General features: G+C 69.1%; 15 protein-coding genes. 9 read left to right on the forward strand and 6 right to left on the reverse strand.

From position 1 onward, the window contains the following. Nucleotides 1-115 precede the first annotated feature (115 nt). Nucleotides 116-1,405, reverse strand: a complete 1,290-nt coding sequence (waaA, locus tag C8D93_RS17610; RefSeq protein WP_110266556.1) for a lipid IV(A) 3-deoxy-D-manno-octulosonic acid transferase — start codon at nucleotides 1,403-1,405, stop codon at nucleotides 116-118. Between the two features lie 147 nt (nucleotides 1,406-1,552). Here waaA and lpxL point away from each other — a divergent pair, with 147 nt between their 5' ends. From lpxL to C8D93_RS17625, 3 genes are all read left to right on the forward strand, one after another. Next, nucleotides 1,553-2,482: an LpxL/LpxP family Kdo(2)-lipid IV(A) lauroyl/palmitoleoyl acyltransferase gene (lpxL, locus tag C8D93_RS17615; RefSeq protein ID WP_110266557.1), complete on the forward strand. Its 930-nt coding sequence runs from the start codon at nucleotides 1,553-1,555 to the stop codon at nucleotides 2,480-2,482. Nucleotides 2,483-2,558: 76 nt separating this feature from the next. Next, nucleotides 2,559-3,536, forward strand: a complete 978-nt coding sequence (locus C8D93_RS17620; RefSeq protein ID WP_110266558.1) for a nuclear transport factor 2 family protein — start codon at nucleotides 2,559-2,561, stop codon at nucleotides 3,534-3,536. Nucleotides 3,537-3,608: 72 nt separating this feature from the next. Further along, nucleotides 3,609-4,739, forward strand: coding sequence for a L,D-transpeptidase family protein (locus C8D93_RS17625; RefSeq protein WP_245903976.1), 1,131 nt, complete (start codon nucleotides 3,609-3,611; stop codon nucleotides 4,737-4,739). Nucleotides 4,740-4,782: 43 nt separating this feature from the next. On the opposite strand, the gene C8D93_RS17630 is transcribed toward C8D93_RS17625, so the two are convergent. The 3 genes from C8D93_RS17630 to C8D93_RS17640 are packed head-to-tail and all read right to left on the reverse strand — an operon-like array spanning nucleotide 4,783 to nucleotide 7,050. Continuing rightward, entirely contained in the window at nucleotides 4,783-5,730 is a 948-nt protein-coding gene (locus C8D93_RS17630; protein WP_110266560.1) for a M14 family murein peptide amidase A, read from the reverse strand. Beyond that, nucleotides 5,717-6,373 (reverse strand): thiol:disulfide interchange protein DsbA/DsbL, encoded by a 657-nt coding sequence (locus C8D93_RS17635; protein ID WP_110266561.1) that lies wholly within the window; start codon nucleotides 6,371-6,373, stop codon nucleotides 5,717-5,719. Before C8D93_RS17635 ends, C8D93_RS17630 begins: the two co-directional genes overlap by 14 nt. A gap of 14 nt (nucleotides 6,374-6,387) precedes the next feature. After that, nucleotides 6,388-7,050, reverse strand: a complete 663-nt coding sequence (locus tag C8D93_RS17640; RefSeq protein WP_110266562.1) for a c-type cytochrome — start codon at nucleotides 7,048-7,050, stop codon at nucleotides 6,388-6,390. A 164-nt stretch (nucleotides 7,051-7,214) separates the two neighbouring features. Here C8D93_RS17640 and yihA point away from each other — a divergent pair, with 164 nt between their 5' ends. From yihA to C8D93_RS17670, 6 genes are all read left to right on the forward strand, one after another. Continuing rightward, the gene (gene yihA / locus C8D93_RS17645; protein WP_110266563.1) at nucleotides 7,215-7,838 is read left to right on the forward strand and encodes a ribosome biogenesis GTP-binding protein YihA/YsxC; all 624 of its coding nucleotides are present in this window, start codon (nucleotides 7,215-7,217) and stop codon (nucleotides 7,836-7,838) included. A 24-nt stretch (nucleotides 7,839-7,862) separates the two neighbouring features. Continuing rightward, nucleotides 7,863-9,233 carry a sensor domain-containing diguanylate cyclase gene (locus tag C8D93_RS17650; RefSeq protein WP_211307410.1) on the forward strand — a complete coding sequence of 457 codons (1,371 nt, stop codon included), beginning with the start codon at nucleotides 7,863-7,865 and terminating at the stop codon, nucleotides 9,231-9,233. A gap of 93 nt (nucleotides 9,234-9,326) precedes the next feature. Then, nucleotides 9,327-9,962, forward strand: a complete 636-nt coding sequence (locus C8D93_RS17655) for an EAL domain-containing protein (protein ID WP_170124090.1) — start codon at nucleotides 9,327-9,329, stop codon at nucleotides 9,960-9,962. Between the two features lie 121 nt (nucleotides 9,963-10,083). Continuing rightward, on the forward strand, nucleotides 10,084-10,668 hold the full coding sequence (locus C8D93_RS17660) for an ATP-dependent zinc protease family protein (RefSeq protein WP_170124091.1): 585 nt from the start codon (nucleotides 10,084-10,086) through the stop codon (nucleotides 10,666-10,668). Further along, nucleotides 10,665-12,194 (forward strand): inactive transglutaminase family protein, encoded by a 1,530-nt coding sequence (locus C8D93_RS17665; protein ID WP_110266567.1) that lies wholly within the window; start codon nucleotides 10,665-10,667, stop codon nucleotides 12,192-12,194. The genes C8D93_RS17660 and C8D93_RS17665 overlap by 4 nt, the downstream gene beginning before the upstream one ends. After that, on the forward strand, nucleotides 12,191-13,174 hold the full coding sequence (locus C8D93_RS17670) for an alpha-L-glutamate ligase-like protein (protein WP_110266568.1): 984 nt from the start codon (nucleotides 12,191-12,193) through the stop codon (nucleotides 13,172-13,174). The genes C8D93_RS17665 and C8D93_RS17670 overlap by 4 nt, the downstream gene beginning before the upstream one ends. Before the next feature lie 330 nt (nucleotides 13,175-13,504). Here C8D93_RS17670 and polA read toward each other — a convergent pair whose 3' ends face one another. Together polA and lysA are read right to left on the reverse strand one after the other, a co-directional pair. Then, nucleotides 13,505-16,285, reverse strand: coding sequence for a DNA polymerase I (gene polA, locus C8D93_RS17675; RefSeq protein ID WP_110266569.1), 2,781 nt, complete (start codon nucleotides 16,283-16,285; stop codon nucleotides 13,505-13,507). Further along, complete coding sequence (lysA, locus tag C8D93_RS17680) at nucleotides 16,282-17,526, reverse strand: diaminopimelate decarboxylase (protein ID WP_110266570.1); 1,245 nt, start codon at nucleotides 17,524-17,526, stop codon at nucleotides 16,282-16,284. Before lysA ends, polA begins: the two co-directional genes overlap by 4 nt. Nucleotides 17,527-17,529 lie beyond the last annotated feature (3 nt).

The raw sequence follows: 17,529 nt of genomic DNA on the forward strand, positions 1-17,529 counted from the left end.
CGGCCGGCCGAGCGATCACCACCTCTCGCAACATCGGATAGTCCAGTTCCGTCAGCTTCGGCGGACGCCCCCGCTTGCCCATTTCGCAGCCCCTGATCGCCAGTAGACTGCTATTTTACTTTATTTTGTCTACACCCTCTGAGGTCGCCGGCAGGGCCTCGACCGCCGCGACCAGACGCGCGCTCGCGCCGCGGTTCGCCTCGACGGCCGCACGGCCCGCCGCGGCCATCGCCGCACAACGATCCGGGTGCTGCAGCAGCTCCGCAAGCGTGGCCGCCAGCGACGCCGCACTCACTTCCCGCGCGGCGTCAGCCGCTAGCAGCAGCGTTCGTGCGGCCGCGAAATTGTGCATGTGCGGACCGAACAGCACCGGTACGCCCACGGCGGCGGGCTCGAGCACGTTGTGACCGCCGACCGGCACCAGCGAGCCGCCGACGAAACTCAGATCGGCCAGCGCGAGGTAGACGAACATCTCGCCGAGACTGTCGCCGACCAGCACCTGCACCTGCGGCGTCAGCGCCTCGTACCCGTCGCTGCGACGCACGCCGCGCAGGCCGCTGGCGGCGACCAGTCGTGCAACCTCGTCGAAGCGCTGCGGATGCCGCGGCACCAGGACGAGCAAGGCATCCGGCCATCGTTGCAGCAGCGTGCGGTGCACGTCGAGCGCGGCGACCTCCTCCCCCTCGTGGGTGCTGGCCGCGACCCATACCGGCCGGCTCCGCCCCAGGCGCAGACGCAGCGCGCGGCCCGCGGCGACCTGCGCCGCAGGAACCGGCTGATCGAATTTCATGTTGCCGCTCACCTCGACACGCGCCGCAGGCGCACCCAGGGCCACGAAGCGCGCGGCGTCGGCCGCGGACTGTGCCGCGATGAGGCTGCAATCGGCCAGCGTCGAGCGGGCCAGGCTGCGCAGCCGGCGATAGCCGCGCAGCGAGCGCGCCGACAGGCGCGCATTGGCGAGCAGCAGCGGGATGCGGCGACGGCGCAGGGCGCGGAACAGGTTCGGCCACAGCTCGGTTTCCATCACGACCACGCGTTCCGGCCTGGTCCGCGCCAGAAAACGCGTCAGCACCCAGGGCAGGTCATACGGCGCGTAGCTGTGCAGCACTGCCTCACCGAGCGATGTCCGCACGCATGCCGAGCCGGTCGGCGTCGTCGTCGTGACCAGCACCCGCCGCTCGCCGTAGCGCGCGACCAGCCCGCGGATCAGCGGCAGCGCCGCCTGGACTTCGCCCACCGAGACCGCATGGACCCAGACCGCGACCGGCTGGCCGACGCGCGCCACCCCGCCGAACCGCTCACCGATACGTTGCCTATAACCCGGAAGGCGGCGCGAGCGCCATAGCAGCCTGAGCACCACCAACGGCGCGAGCAGGTGCAGCAGCAGGGTGTATAACGCGCGCATGGGCGGAGTTTATGGACAGACCGTGAACAATCCATGGACAAACCGTTAAGGCTTCCTGCTGTCAGCGCGCCCACTTCGGTCCGCTGACCGCCGGTGCCGCCTCGCGGCCGCGCACGCGCGCAGGGGCCGCACCTCTAGAATGCGCGGATGGCCGCGCCCGCCTTCCAAGCCGCACTCCTGCACCCGCGACACTGGGCCACCTGGCTCGGCGTCGCCAGCGTCTGGCTGCTGAGCTGGCTCCCCGTGCCGCTGCAGGCGGCGCTCGGCGCCGGCCTGGGACGCGCCATCGGCCACCTGCTGCGCTCGCGCCGCGACGTCGTGCGCACCAACCTGCGCATCGCCTTTCCGCAGGCCGACGCGCCGCAGATCGAGCGCCTGACCGGTCAGCATTTCGCGGACCTGGGCCGCGGCGTCTTCGAGACGGCGCTGGCCTGGTTCGCCCCAGACTGGAGACTACGGCATCGCGGCGAGGTCACGGGCATCGAGAACCTGCGCGCGGCGATGGCTGACGGCTCGGGCGTCCTGCTGCTGACAGGCCACTTCACGACGCTGGAACTGGGTGCCCGCTTCCTGTGCCTCGCGGGAGTGCGCTTCCATGCGATGTACCGACCCTACAACAACGCGGTCATGGACTTTCTGATGCACCGCTGGCGTGAAGGCCGTTCCGGGCTGCCGGCCCTGCCGCGCGACGATCTGCGCCGGCTGGTGCGCGCGCTGCGCGACGGCCGCCCGATCTGGTACGCGCCCGACCAGGCCCTGGACCGTCGCATGAGCGTCTACGCCCCGTTCTTCGGCGTGCCGGTGCGCACGATCACGGCGACCGCGCGACTCTCGCAGATGGGCCGCGCGAAGGTCGTGCCGTACTTTCCGGAGCGCCACGGCAGCCGCTACCGTGTCCGCATCCTGCCGGCACTCGAGGACTTTCCGCTCGGCGACGAGATCGCCGATGCCACCCGCATCAACCACGTCGTCGAACAGGGGATCGCGCTCGCGCCGACGCAGTATTTCTGGGTGCACAAGCGCTACAAGGGCCTGCCCCCGGACATGGCCGCCGTCTACGGTCGGCGCGAGGCCTGAGGGCTGCCGCGCACGTCGGGGCACAGCCCGGGTGCTGCTATAGTTACCCGCCATGTTGACCTAGGGACTGTTCCGCATGCCTGCGCTTCGCCGCATCGCCGCGCTCGCGGCTCTGATTGTTGCACCCATGGCGCTGGCCGCCGGCGTCGCATCGCAGGCGCAGTCGATGATCGAACAGGGGCAGGCGGCCGCCGCGCTCCAGCTGCTCGACAAGCACCTTGCCGGCAATCCGCAGGACGCCGAGGCGCGCTTCGCCCGCGGACTCGCGCTCGTGCGTCTCGAGCGCAGCAAGGACGCGATCCGCGTGTTCTCCGATCTGACCCGCGACTATCCGCAGCTGCCGGAGCCCTACAACAACCTGGCCGTGCTCTACGCCGCGCAGGGCGACTACGAAAAGGCCCGCGACGCGCTGCAGGCCGCCCTGGCCACCCATCCGAGCTACGCCACCGCGCACGAGAATCTCGGCGACATCTACGCCGCGCTGGCCGGCGCCGCGTACAGCCGCGCACTGCAACTCGACGAATCGAACCAGATGCTGCGCCACAAGCTGGCGCTGCTCAACCAGATCGACGCCAGCGAGACGGTGGCGCGCGAAGCCGTGCCGGTCAGTGCGCCGCCGCCGGCCGTCGCAGCCGCTCCGGCCGCTGCACCGACACCGGCTCCCGTGGCGGCAGTGGCCGAGGCGCCGGCGGATACGGACGCGCTCGGTGCCGACACCCGCGCGGCGCTGCTGCGCAGCGTCGAAGCCTGGGCCGCCGCCTGGTCGAAGCAGGACCTGAGCGCCTACTTCGCGGCCTACGCCCAGGACTTCGTCCCCGAGGGCGGTCTTTCGCGCGCCGCGTGGGAGGCCCAGCGCCGCGAGCGCATCAGCGCACCCGGACGCATCCAGGTCAACGTGACCGATCCGGCGTTCAGCAGCACCGGCGACGCCGGCGCGAGCGTGAGCTTCCGCCAGGAGTACGTCTCCGACACGTTCTCCGACGTCGTCACCAAGGTGCTCGACATGAAGAAGACCGCGGGCGGCTGGAAGATCGCCCGTGAGTACAGCCGCTGATTCCCGACGCGTTCTTTCCCGATGATTGCTGGCAAGTTCCGCGCACTCGCGTGCGCCACGCTCGGATGCTGGATGAGCGTGGCGACGGCGATCGACACCGGCCCCGAACGACAGTTCAACGAAGCGGTCGAGCTGCTGCGTGCCGGACGCTCGGGTGAGGCCCTGTCGACGCTGGAATCGCTGACCCGGCGCGAGCCCAATTTCCGTCTGGCGCAGCTGATCTACGGCGAGCTGCTGGCGGCACTGTCGGGCGCCGATGCCGGCAAGCTCGTCGCCACCAGCATGAGCACCGACGCGCGACTGCGCGATCTCGCCGAGGAGGCGCGCGTGCGCCTGGCCGGCGAAAAGGCCGTGCCGATGCCGGGCATGGTGCCCAACGTCGTGCTGCAGCTTTCCGAGGGCTTCGAGCATGCGATCGTCGTCGACCTGCCGCGGGCACGCCTCTACCTGCTCGAGAACAACGGCGGCGAGCTGAGCCTGCTGCGTCATCACTACGCGGCCATCGGCCGCAACGGCTCGGGCAAGCAGGTCACCGGCGACATGCGCACGCCCGTCGGGCTCTACCACATCACCCACTGGATCGACGACGACAAGCTGCCGGAACTCTACGGCGCCGGCGCGCTGCCGCTCGACTATCCGAACGCCTGGGACCGCCATCTCCGGCGCACCGGCTCGGGCATCTGGCTGCACGGCGTGCCGCGCGACACCTACAGCCGGCCGCCACGGTCCAGCGAAGGCTGCGTGACGATGGCCAACGTCGATCTCGAGGCGCTGCGTACCCACGTGCGTTTCGGCGGCACGCCGGTGATTCTCAGCGACAAGCTCGAATGGGTTCCGGCCGATGCCGTGACCCCGGTGCGCGAGGCCTTCATGCGCCGCGTCGAGGACTGGCGCGCCAAGTGGTCGGCGCGCGACACCGAGGCCTACCTCGCCTACTACGCCGACGACTTCAGCGCCGACGGCATGGGCCGCGCCGCGTTCGCGGCACACAAGCGCCGCGTCAACGCGTCGAAGAAGTTCATCGACATCCGCCTGTCGGACATGAGCCTGTTCCGTTATCCCGGTGCCGAGCAGGACGTGCTGCTCGCCGAGTTCACGATGGAATACAGCTCCGACAACTACGCCGTGACGACGCGCAAGCAGCAGTTCTGGCGCCGCGAGGCTGACGGCGCCTGGAAGATCATCCGCGAGATCAACCGGTAGTAAAGCCGCGTCCGGGGCGCCAGCGCCCGGGCGGCGCAGCCGCTCAGTTCTGCGTTTCTGCTTCCGCGCCGTTCCAGGGATGGTCGCCCAGGCGGAAGTACAGGGGCGCCTCTTCCGGCAGGTTGCGTTCGAGCCAGGTCAGCATGTCGGCCCAGATCCGCGCCTGCTGCTGCGGGCTGGGCATGATGCCGGCATACGGCAGTTCCAGCGTGATCACCGGCAGGCCGATGTTGATGCCGGCGAAATTGCCCAGCGAGCCGGGGTAGGTGCCGAGCTGGTGCAGGTGCAGGAAGCCGAAGCGCTGCGGCGGCTCGCGCGGCCCGTCGAAATCGAGGATGCCGAAGGGCGCGTGCACCGAGACGATCGCGTCCGGCTTGAACTGCCGGATCTCGCGCACCAGCCACTGCGTCTCGGGCTCCGACAACGCCTGCGGGCCGGGATAGCGACGCGGGTCGCGCCCGGTCCGGCGCTCCCAGTACGCCGTGGCCTCGGTGTCCCAGTCGCGCGAGGGAAAGTTGCGGTTGAGGTCGACACCGGCCGCATTCATGCGCGTGGCCGGCCGGCGCAACAGTCCGTCGGGGTTCGCACAGGGCAGCACGCGCCAGTGCAGCGGCTGGAAGCGGCTGCGCTCGAGGCGCTCCATCCAGTTGAACACGATGCTCACCGACGACAGCTCGTCGCCGTGGATGCCGCCGATCATCAGCACCCGCTGCGGCGTTGTGCGCCGCGAGGTGGCCGGATAGTCGCGGTACAGCAGCGGCAGTCCCTCGCGACTCGCCCCCTCGGCGACGTGCAGCCCGGCATCCAGGCAACGCTGCGCGCCGACGCTGTGCAGCCGTCCGCCGATCAGCCGGCACGCGGTCTCCAGCGTGGCCAGCGGCAGCGCCGGTGCGGGTTCGTCGGCACCGGCGACGAGGCCGGGCGCCACAACAAAAAGCCCGGCGATCAGCCGGGCCTTGAGTGTTCGCAGGCCGGAATCAGCCGCCCGCACGTTCTTTGCGCACCTTGTCGACCAGAAAGTCGATCACTTTCGCCGTGTCCTCGAAACTGCCGACCATCGCCGCACTGGTGACGTACTTGCCGCCGATGACCATCGTCGGCACGCTGGTGACGCCGTAGTCCATCGCCAGCTGCTCGGCCTTGCGCACGCGCGAGTCGACCGCGAAGCCCTTGAGCGTCGCCGACAGCACGTCCGGCATCACGCCGGTCACGCTGTTGAAGACGGTCTGCAACTGCGCCTCGTTGTTCAGCGGCATGCGCCGCTCGTGGATCGCCTCGAACAGCGGCATGTGCACCTGCTCGCTGACGTTCAGGGCCTCGGCGGCGTAGAACGCCCGCGCGTGGACCCGGCCGATCTCGCGGCCGAAGGTGACCGGGTAACGCACGAAATCCACGTCGCCCGGCCTGGTCTTCGCCCACGCCGAGATCGTCGGGTCGAACGAGTAGCAATGCGGGCAGCTGTACATGAAGAACTCGGCGACCTCGATACGCTTCGGGTCGTCCGGCGCCTGCACCTTGCGTGCCTTCTGGTAGTGCTTGCCTTCCTCGAAGGCGCTGCCGGCGTCCTGGGCGGAGCAGGCAATGGCGAAGACGCCGAGGACGGCGGCGGCAAGGGCACGGAAAGGTGAACGCATGTCGGGTCAGATCCTCACTGCAGGCCGTTGATGTACGAGGCCAGTGCGTCGATGTCCTCGTCCGAAAGCTTGCCTGCGACTGCCGCCATGATCCCGAAGTTCCCCGACGGCATCTCTTCGCCGCTCGATGCGAAGTCCCGGTACAGCCGCAGCGTGTTGGCCGTGTACGTCGCATGCTGGCCGCCGATGCGCGGATAGCCCGAGGCGGCGACGCCGGCGCCATTGGCGACGTGGCAGGCGGCGCAGGCCGGAATGCCGCGGGCGGCATCGCCACCGCGGTAGAGCGGTTCGGCCCTGGCGACGGCCTCTTCGCTAGCCACACCCGGGGAAAACGGCTGCGCCGCGAAGTAGGCGGCGAGATCGCGCATGTCCTGCTCGGACAGCGCAGCTGCCTGCGGCGCCATCAGCGGGTTCTTGCGCACGCCGGTCTTGAAGTTCTGCAGCTGCTCGAAGGTGTAGGCCGCATTCTGTCCGGCGAGCTTGGGCCACTCGGGATTGGAGCTGTTGCCCCCCGGGCCGTGGCAGGCGACACAGGGCGCGGCCTTGGCGGCACCGGCTTCTGCGTTGCCCTGGGTGAACGGGTCGGCGCCCGTTGCCGCACCGGATCCATTGTCGGAGGCCGCCATCGCACCCACCAGCGGAGTGCACAGGAGGGCAGCCAGCAGAACACGCTTCATTGTCTTTGCAACTCCGGAAGATCGTGACCCGCGCCGGCGGCCTGCGTCGCGGCCGCGGATGCGGTTGGTCGTGGACCAGCGCGCGATTCTACATGGCCCGCGTCCCGCTTGGCACGCGCAGCCGGCCGGACGGCTATGCTTGTCGCGCGCCAGCCCCGCCCGACATGAACGACCGTACCCCCAATCCCTTCGCCGGTGCCCGATTTCTGCTGTCCTGCGCGCAATTGAGCCAGCTGCCCGACGACGACCGGCCGGAACTGGTGTTCGCGGGACGCTCGAACGCGGGCAAATCCAGTGCCCTGAACCGCCTCTGCGGACAGCAGGCCCTGGCCCGGGTCAGCAAGACGCCGGGACGCACGCAGCTGATCAACCTGTTCGAGGTGCCGCTCGGGCGTCTGGCCGACATCCCGGGCTACGGCTTCGCCAAGGTCGCCCGCGACCTGCGCGAGAGCTGGGGGGCGCTGATCGGCCGCTATCTCGAAACCCGCGCCAACGTCTGCGGCATCGTGCAGATCATGGACGTCCGCCATCCGCTGATGCCGCAGGACCGGCAGCTGCTCGAGTGGGCGGCCGCGCGCGCACTGCCCTGCCACGTGGTGCTGACCAAGGCCGATAAGCTCGGCTATGGTGCCGCCAAGAACGCGATGCTGGCCGTGCAGCGATCGCTGGCCCAGGTCCCGGGACTGAGCGTGCAGCTGTTCTCGGCGCAGGCGCCCAGCGGCGTGGAAGCGCTGCGCGAACGTGCGAGCGTTCTGCTGTCGCAGGGCGCTAAGATCGAAGATCGATAGACACAAGGACGGACGATGCCGAGCATGCTGACGCGGACGCTGGGACGCAGGCGCGCCAAGCGCGTCGTCGCGTGGCTGTCGCTGGTCCTGATCGCCGCGGTCCTGGCGGCGTTGCTGCACCGCTTCGGCCTCGAACCGGCGCTCGGCGGGGATCTGGACGAAAAGGGCCGCCGCCTGCTGCGCGCCGCGTCCGCACTCCAGGCACTGATGCTGCTCGTCGTCGGCTACCTGGTGTGGAACGCCAGCGTGCGCAAGCCGGTGGACCGCCTGTTCGCACGCCTGCGCACCCGCAAGCCGCCGAAGCAGTCCCACGACGCCGAGCAGTTGCGCGCGCTGACCGAGGAGGGCGACAAACGCACGGCGCAGCTCAACGCCATGATGCAGATGCACCGCAGCCTGCGCGACAAGCTCACGTCGTTGGGCGCCGAGCATGTCGCGGCGCTGCGCTCGCGCGACGCGGCGCTGGGCATCACGCAGGACGCGATCATGCTGACGGACCGCACCGGTGCCGTGACCGGCGTGAGCGCCGCCACCGCGACGCTGCTGCGCTCGCCGCGCGAGAGCCTGATCGGCAAGCGCTTCGACGACGTCGCCCCCTTGTTCGAGGACGGCAACCAGCATTTCCGCGACCACCCGCTGCGCAACTTCCTGTCGACGGTGGCCGGCTCGGCGAGCGGGATTCCGCAGATCCGCGAGGCCGTGCTCGTGAACCACGAGAACGAGCCGGTACCGGTCTTCGTCACCGCCACCGCGATCATCGACAGCGGCGGCCAGTCCATCGGTTGCTCGGTGCGCTTCAGCCGCGCCGATGCGCCCGCGCCGGAAAAGACCGGCCACCAGTCGCTGTCGCTGAGCGACTCGGAGATGGACGCCTGGAGTTCGAAGCTGCTGTCGCGCGAGCCGTTCGAGCGGCGGCTCGACGAGCTGGTCGCCGATGCCGTCGACAACGGCGTCCAGCACGCCTTGATCTACCTGCGTGTCGACGACCTGGACCGCATCAACGACCAGTCCGGCTACTGGGCCGGCGAGCAGGCCCTGTGGCACGCGGCGCGGAACTTCTCGATGTCGCTCACCGACGTCGGGACCGGCTACCGCCCCTCGAACAGCCGCTTCGCCGCATTGCTGGTCGGCAAGACCCTGGAGCGCGCGCTGGAAATCGCCGAGCGCGTCCGTGAGCATGCCGAGTCCAACCAGCTAGTATGGAACGGCAAGCGCATCGCCTGCAACTTCAGCATCGCCGTGCTGCCGATCGCACGCAGCGGCGGCGAGCGCGCACAGCTGCTCGGCCAGGCCGAGACGCTGCTCGCGGAGGCCAAGAACCGGGGCGGCAACCGGGTGCTGCACGAGGTGCCCGCCGACGCGCCTGGCGCACGGCGGCGCGACGACCAGACCTAGCTCGAGTGGCTGCTGCCGCGCCTCGACGACGGCCGCGCGCACCTGATCTCGCAGGAACTGCGGCCGCTCATCGAGAGTTCGCAGAAGCCCTTGGTGGAGTTCTTCCTGCGCGTCGAGGACGACGACGGTGTCTGGCTGGAGCCAGGCTATTACCTCCCGGCAGTCGAGCGGCTGCAGCAGGCGCACCGGGTCGACCTGTGGGCGCTGCGTCACCTGCTGAAGGCGCTCGAAAGCAATCCGCGTCTCCTGGACTCCCACACGGCGGCCTGCCTGAACCTCGCCCCGCAGAGCCTGCTGAACCCCGAGTTCGCACCGTCGGCCTTCGAGATCATCGGCAACTCGCCGGTCGATGCCCGGCACCTGTGCTTCGAGATCGACGAGGGTTTCGCGGTCAGCCAGGGCTCGGTCGTGCAACGCTTCATGGAGCAGTTGCGGCCCATCGGCGTGCGCTTCTCGCTCGACCGCTGCCACACGACGATGGGCATCACGCAGCTGCGTCATCTGCCGATCGACTACATGAAGATCCATCCGAGCGTGACGCGCAACATCGACACCGATGCGCTCGACCGCGCCCATCTGAAATGGATCTGCGAGGCCGCGCATCTGCTGAACCGCCGCACCTGCGCCATCAACATCGAGTCCGACGGTGCACTGGCGCCGCTGCGCAGCGCCGGCGTCGATTTCGCCCAGGGCACCGCGGTGAACAAGATCGGCCCCCTGATGACCTGAGACGGCGCGAGTCAGGGACGATTCATCGCCCGGTGGCCAGCGTTGCGGCCCCGCACCGCCCGGTGCCCTCCGCCCCGACGATAAAATGCGACCGACGACATTCCTCCCGAACGCCCGCCCGATGATCCGCATCTGCCGCCCGCTGGGCATGGCCATCGCCCTGCTGCTCTGCGCGCCTGCCGCGCTCGCCGAAGATGGCGACGCGCCGCGCGACCGGGAGATTTTCGGCTGGCTCGAATGGGTCGCCGTGGGCGAGCGCGGCGTGCGGCTGAAGGCCAAGCTCGACACCGGCGCGACGACCTCGTCGATGACCGCCGAGAACATCGAGTACTTCGAGCGCGACGGCGACAAGTGGGTGCGCTTCGACGTCCGCGACGAGGACCTCGAAGGCGTCGAGATCTTCGAGGCGCCGCTCGCGCGACACGTGCGCATCCGCCGGCACGGCGGCAAGACCCAGCGCCGGCCGGTGGTCAAACTCGGCCTGTGCGTCGGCGACGTCTACCGCGAACGCCAGTTCAGCCTGATCGACCGCAGCGGGTTCAACTACCCGGTGCTGGTCGGGCGCAACTACATGCGCGATTACGTCCTGGTCGATTCGGCGGTGATCTACACACGCGAACCGTCGTGCGAGAATGTGCGTCAACAGGATGGGGGCGCGTCGGCCTCGGACCCTGAGCCCGATGTCGACGATCTGGAGGAAGAATGAGGCGATGGCACTTGCCGGTGCTGGTGGCGATCCTGACCGTGACGGCGGTATCGCTGATCGTCTACAAGGTGCGGGCGCTCGGCTACCCGATGACGCCGGCAGAGGAAATACAGAGCTGGATCATCGAGGCACGGCTGTCGTTCGAGGCGACCGGAGGCGCCGCCAAGGCAGAGCTGGCGATTCCGCTCGACCCGCCGGGCTATTCGATCCTCGACGAGAACTTCGTCTCGCGCGGCTACGGCCTGCAGACCGAGCGCCGCAGCAATAACCGGGTCGCGATCTGGAGCACGCGCCGACCGTCCGGCCGGCAGACGCTGTACTACCGGGCCACGGTGACGCCGCACGAGAGCAAGAGCCTCGAGCAGGCGGTTCCGGCGCTGGCCGCGCCGCCGCTGTACGACGAGCTGCACAGCGCCGCGGTCAACGCGATTCTCGACGAGGTGCGCAGCAAGTCCGCCGACATCGCGACCTTCTCGTCGCTGCTGATGCAGATGCTCGCGCGACCGACGCCGGACGAGAACGCGCAACTGCTGCTGCCGCGCCAGGCCTCGCGCGAGGACCGCGTGCGCACGGCGATCTACGTGCTCGCCGGCGCCCATATCCCGGCGCGGATGGCGCGCGGTCTGCGGCTGGTCGACGGTGCGCGCAGCGCGCAGGTCGAGGCGTGGATCGAGGTCAACAACGGCCAGCGCTGGATTCCGATCGATCCCGACACCGGCGCGCATGGCTATCCGCCCGATTTCGTCATGTGGTGGCGCGGCGACACGCCGCTGTTCTCGGTCGAACGCGGCCGCGACGCCGAGGTGCGCTTCTCGGTCACGCGCACGATGGAGGAGGCGCTGGAAACCGCCACCCGCCAGGCCCAGCTCAGCGAGTCCGCCGTGGCCTCGTATTCGCTGCTGGCGCTGCCCGTGCACACCCAGAACGTCTACCGCTCGCTGCTGCTGATCCCGGTCGGCGCGCTGCTGATCGTGTTCCTGCGCAACGTCGTCGGCGTCCAGACCTTCGGCACCTTCATGCCGGTGCTGATCGCGCTGGCGTTCCGGCAGACGGACCTGGTCGCCGGCGTGCTGCTGTTCAGCGTGCTGGTGACGCTGGGGCTCGCGGTGCGCTTCTACCTCGAACACCTCAAGCTGCTGCTGGTACCGCGACTGGCGGCGGTGGTGATCATCGTCATCCTGCTGATGGCGTTCGTCAGCATCCTGTCGCAGCGCCTGCGCTTCGAGGTGGGTCTGTCGGTGGCGCTGTTCCCGATGGTGATCCTGGCGATGACCATCGAACGCATGTCGATCGTCTGGGAGGAGCACGGCCCCGCCGATGCGATCAAGCAGGGCGTCGGCAGCCTGATCGTCGCCGCCGGCTGCTATCTGATCATGTTCGACCTGCGCGTCGAGCACTTCATCTTCGTGTTCCCCGAGTCGCTGCTGCTGGTGCTGGCGCTGGCGCTGCTGCTGGGCCGCTACACCGGCTACCGCGTCACCGAGCTGCTGCGCTTTCGTGCGCTGAGCGAAGCGATCAAGAGATGAAGTGGCTGGCCTCGCCGCGGCACCTGCGCGAACTGGGCGTGCTCGGCATGAATGCCCGCAACGCGCTGTACATCGGTCCGAACAACCGGCGGCGCTACTACCCCCGTGTCGATGACAAGCTGCTGACCAAGCAGCTCGCCATCGATGCCGGCATTGCCGTGCCGGAACTCTACGGCGTGGTCGAGACCCAGCACGGGGCGCGTCGCATCGACCGCATCCTCGACGGGCGCAGCGACTTCGTGATCAAGCCGGCGCGTGGCTCCGGCGGCGACGGCATCACCGTCATCACCGGCCGCATCGGCGGCAGCTATCGCAAGGCCAGCGGTGTGCCGCTGGACCTGGACGACCTGAGCCATCACATCAGCAACATCCTGTCGGGCATGTACAGCCTCGGCGGGCAGCCGGACCGGGCGATGATCGAGTACCGCGTGCACGCGCACGCCGTGTTCGGGTCGATCTCCTATCACGGCGTCCCGGACGTGCGCGTGATCGTCTATCGCGGCTATCCGGTGCTGGCGATGCTGCGCTTGCCCACGCGCCTGTCCGACGGCAAGGCCAACCTGCACCAGGGCGCGATCGGCGTCGGCATCGACATCGGCGGTGGCCGCACGACGCACGGGGTCTGGCGCGAAATGCCGGTCACGGTGCACCCGGACACGATGTATGCCATCGCCGACGTGCAGGTTCCCGACTGGGAGACCGTGCTGCAGCTTTCGGCGCGCGCCTACGAACTCACCGGACTGGGCTATCTGGGCGTCGACATCGTCATCGACAGCAACCTCGGCCCGCTGATTCTCGAGCTCAACGCCCGCCCCGGCCTGTCGATCCAGATCGCCAACCGCGTCGGCCTGCGCTCGCGCCTGGAGGTGGTCGACCGCGACGGCGACCGCAAGGCCCCGGCCGAGGCGCGCATCGCCTTCTCCAAGGCGCGCTTCGGCGGTTCCCGCGCCAGCGACACGCCGTCGACCGAGCCGGCCTGAGCGTCGGGCGCATCCCGCCTGCGTGGCGGCTGCGGGCGCAGGCAGCGGCACATAAAAAAGCCCGGTGACCTTGGGGGGAGGCCACCGGGCGACGCTTTCCGGCTTTGGGGGATGCCGGATCCGCCCAGGGAGTGAGGCGGAGAGCGGGACAGGGAGAATCGCCGCTCGGAAGATTAGATGGGGGCCCGGGGCCGAAGTTCAAACGGCTCTTTTCAGGCGGTTGCGAACCGCACAGCTGAACCGATTCTGAACTAATAAAATCAATGAGTTAAAAATACATACTGACAGGAATGTCAGTGAGATTTGCTTGCCTGAAAAACTAAATTTCTTTCAGGCAGCGCTAGTTGCGTGGCCCTCGGCGGTATGGGCGGCATCCCAGTTGCCGGCGACCCCCCAATCGGCGACGAGCGGTACTGCGAGAGGGGATGAACGGTCGCCGCCGGGCCGGCACATGCGGGCCGCGATCTGCGGCGCCAACTCGCGGACGGTCGCCGCCGGCCCCTCGAAAACCAGCTCGTCGTGAACCTGCATGATCATGCGCACATCTGCCGCCTTCTCGCGCAAAAAGCTTGCAACGTCGAGCATCGCGAGCTTGATCAGGTCGGCCGCGGTGCCCTGCAGCGGCGCGTTGATCGCGGTGCGCTCGGCGTACTGGCGCAGACCCTGGTTCTTCGAGCGGATGTTCGGCAGGTACAGGCGACGACCGTAGAGGGTTTCGACGTAGCCGCGCTCACGCGCCGCCTGGCGCGTGCCGTCCATGAACGCCTTGACCCCCGGATAGCGCCCGAAGAAGCGGTCGATGTACTCCTGCGCCTCGCCCCGGCCGATGCCGAGCTGTCGGGCGAGGCCGAAGCTCGACATGCCGTAGATCAGGCCGAAGTTGATCGCCTTGGCCGCACGCCGGCGCTCGGCGGGGACCTCGTCGACCGGCAGTCCGAACACCTCGGCCGCGGTCGCCTGGTGGATGTCGCGGCCCTCGCGGAACGCCTGCTGCAGACGCTCGTCGCCGGAGAAGTGCGCCATCAGCCGCAGCTCGATCTGCGAGTAGTCGATCGCCAGCAGGGCGTTGCCGGCCTCGGCGACGAAGGCCTGGCGGATGCGGCGGCCCTCGGCGTTGCGCACCGGGATGTTCTGCAGGTTCGGGTCCGACGACGACAGGCGGCCGGTCGCGGCGATCGCCTGGCCGTAGGACGTGTGGATGCGGCCGGTGCGCGGATTCACGGCCTGCGGCAGCAGCTCGGTGTAGGTCGAACGCAGCTTGGCCAGCGCGCGCCAGTCGAGGATGAGCCGCGGCAGGGGATGCTGGCTCGCCAATTCCTCCAGCACGTCCTCGGCCGTCGACGGCTCGCCCTTGGGCGTCTTGCCGAGCACCGGCAGGTTGAGCTGCGTGTAGAGGATCGCGCCCAGCTGCTTGGGCGAGCCGAGATTGAACTCGCCGCCGGCCTCGGCATGCGCCTGCGCCTGCAGCTCGTCCATGCGCCCGGCGAGTTCGACGCTGATCTGCCGCAACAGCGCGACGTCGACCTTGACGCCGGTCTGCTCCATCTGCGCGAGCACCGGCACCAGCGGCATCTCGATGGTCTCGTAGACCTTGCGCAGCTCGGCGATCTCGCAGACGCGCGGATACAGCGCGCCATGCAGGCGCAGGGTGATGTCGGCATCCTCGGCCGAGTAGGTCGCCGCCTTGTCGATCTCGACCTGGTTGAAGGTCAGCTGCTTGCGCCCCTTGCCCGCGACATCCTCGAACTTGATCGTCGTGTGTCCCAGGTGCTTGAGCGCCAGCGTGTCCATGTCGTGCCGGTTGCCGGCGGCGTCGAGCACGTAACTCTGCAGCATGGTGTCGTGCCGCAGCCCCGCCAGCCGGATGCCGTGCGCGGCGAGCACGTTCATGTCGTACTTGCCGTGCTGGGCGAGCTTGGCGCGGTTCGCGTCCTCGAGAGCCGGTCGCAGGCGCTCGAGCACCGTGCCGCGATCAAGCTGCGGCGGCGCGCCCAGATAGTCGTGCGCGAGCGGCACGTACCAGCCCTTGCCCGCCTCGACCGCGAACGCCAGCCCGACCAGGTTCGCCTGATTGGAATCGAGGCTGTCGGTCTCGGTGTCGAAGCAGATCAGCGCCGCACGCTCCAGCGCCTGCACGAGGGCATCGAGCGCTTCGTCGTCGAGCACTGTCGTGACCTCGGTGGCGACCGAGTCGTTCTTCGGCGCCGGCAGCGGCGCGGCGTCCTCGCTCGCCGCGTCACCGCGCTCGATCTCCTCGAGCAGCCGGTTGAAACCGTGGCTGCGGTACAACGCCGCCAGACGCGCGGCGTCCGGGGCACGCGGGGCCAGCTCGTCGAGCGTCAGCGGCAGCGCCACGTCGCACTTGATCTCGGTGAGCTGGCGCGCGAGCGGCAAGCGGTCCAGATGCGCCCGCAGGTTCTCGCCGACCTTGCCCTTGATCTCGTCGGCGCGGGCGACGATGTCGTGGAGCGTGCCGTATTCGTTGAGCCACTTCGCCGCGGTCTTCGGGCCGACGCCGGGCACGCCCGGAATGTTGTCGACGGTGTCGCCCATCAGTGCGAGGTAGTCGATGATGCGCTCCGGCGGCACACCGAACTTCTCGACGACGCCGGCGGGATCGAGCCGGCGGTTCTTCATCGTGTCGAGCAGCTGCACGCGCTCGTCGACGAGCTGCGCCATGTCCTTGTCGCTGGTGACGATCAGCACCGATTCGCCGCGCGCGGCGGACGCGCGCGACAGGGTGCCGATGACGTCGTCGGCCTCGACGCCGTCGACCGTGACCAGCGGCAGCCCCATCGCCTCGATCAGTTCGAGAATCGCCGGAAACTGCGCCGACAGGTCTTCCGGCGTCTCGGTGCGCGTCGCCTTGTAGTCGGCGTACAGCTCGTCGCGGAAGGTCTTGCCGCTGGGGTCGAAGACCACGCAGATGCGCTCGGGCGCGTAGTCCTTGAGCAGCTTGCGCAGCATGTTGGCCATGCCGAACACCGCGCCGGTCGGCCGGCCCTGCGCATTGGTCAGCGGCGGCAGCGCGTGGTAAGCGCGGAACAGCCAGCTCGAGCCGTCGATGAGGATCAGCGGCCTGGCGGACGCAGTGTCCGGCGCCGTCGTCACGGCAGTCGCGCCTCGCCGCGCATGAGATCGTCCAGCGTCTCGCGGGCACGCACCACGTGCACGCGATCGCCGTCGACCATCAGCTCGGCGGCCCGCGCACGGGTGTTGTAGTTCGACGCCATGACGAAACCATAGGCGCCGGCGGTGCGCACCGCCAGCAGGTCGCCGGCGTCGATCGCCAGGTCGCGCTCGCGGCCGATCCAGTCGCCGGACTCGCAGACCGGCCCGACGACATCGTAGCGGTGCACCTTCCCGTCGCGCGGCTGCACCGGCACGATGTCCATCCACGCCTGATACAGCGTCGGCCGCAGCAGATCGTTCATCGCGGCGTCGACGATCGCGAACGATTTCTCCTCGCCGTGCTTGATGCCGAGCACGCGCGTGACGAGGATGCCGGCATTGCCGGCGATCGCCCGGCCCGGCTCGGTGAGCACCCGCAGGCCGCGACCGGCGAGCTTGGCCTTGATGGCGCTGGCCCAGTCGCGCGGTTCGGGCGGCCGCTCGTCCTTGTAGCGCACGCCCAGACCGCCGCCGCAGTCGATGTGCCGCAGCACGATGCCGCGCGCCGCGAGCCGCTCGACCAGCGCAAGGACGCGATCGAGCGCGTCCAGCAGCGGCCGGATCTCCAGCAGTTGCGAGCCGATGTGACTGGCGACGCCGGCGACCTCGATGCCGTCCATGCCGGCGGCCTGCGCGTACAGGCGCTCCGCGGTCGCGATGTCGACGCCGAACTTGTTGTTCTTCAGGCCGGTGCTGATGTACGGATGTGTCCCGGCGTCGACGTCCGGGTTCACGCGCAGGGCGATCGGGGCACGGGTGCCCAGGCTGCGCGCGACGGCATCCAGCTGCTCGAGCTCGAACGCGGACTCGACGTTGAAGCAGAAGATGCCGGCCTGCAGGGCCGTGCGCATCTCGTCGGCGGTCTTGCCGACACCGGAGAACACGACCTTGCCGGCGTCGCCGCCGGCCCGCAGCACGCGTTCGAGTTCACCGCCGGAAACGATGTCGAAGCCGGCGCCCAGACGCGCGAGCACGTCGAGCACCGCGAGATTGGAGTTCGCCTTGACCGCATAGCAGACCTGATGGTCGACGCCGGACAGCGCCTCGTCGAAGGCGCGGTAGTGACGCTCCAACGTCGCCCGCGAATAGACGAAGCACGGGGTGCCATGCTGCCGCGCGATCTCGGCGACCGCCACGTTCTCGGCGTACAGCGCGCCGTCGCGCAGTTCGAAATGATCCATCGA

It is taken from the genome of Sinimarinibacterium flocculans, assembly GCF_003201205.1.
Lineage (GTDB): Bacteria > Pseudomonadota > Gammaproteobacteria > Nevskiales > Nevskiaceae > Solimonas > Solimonas flocculans.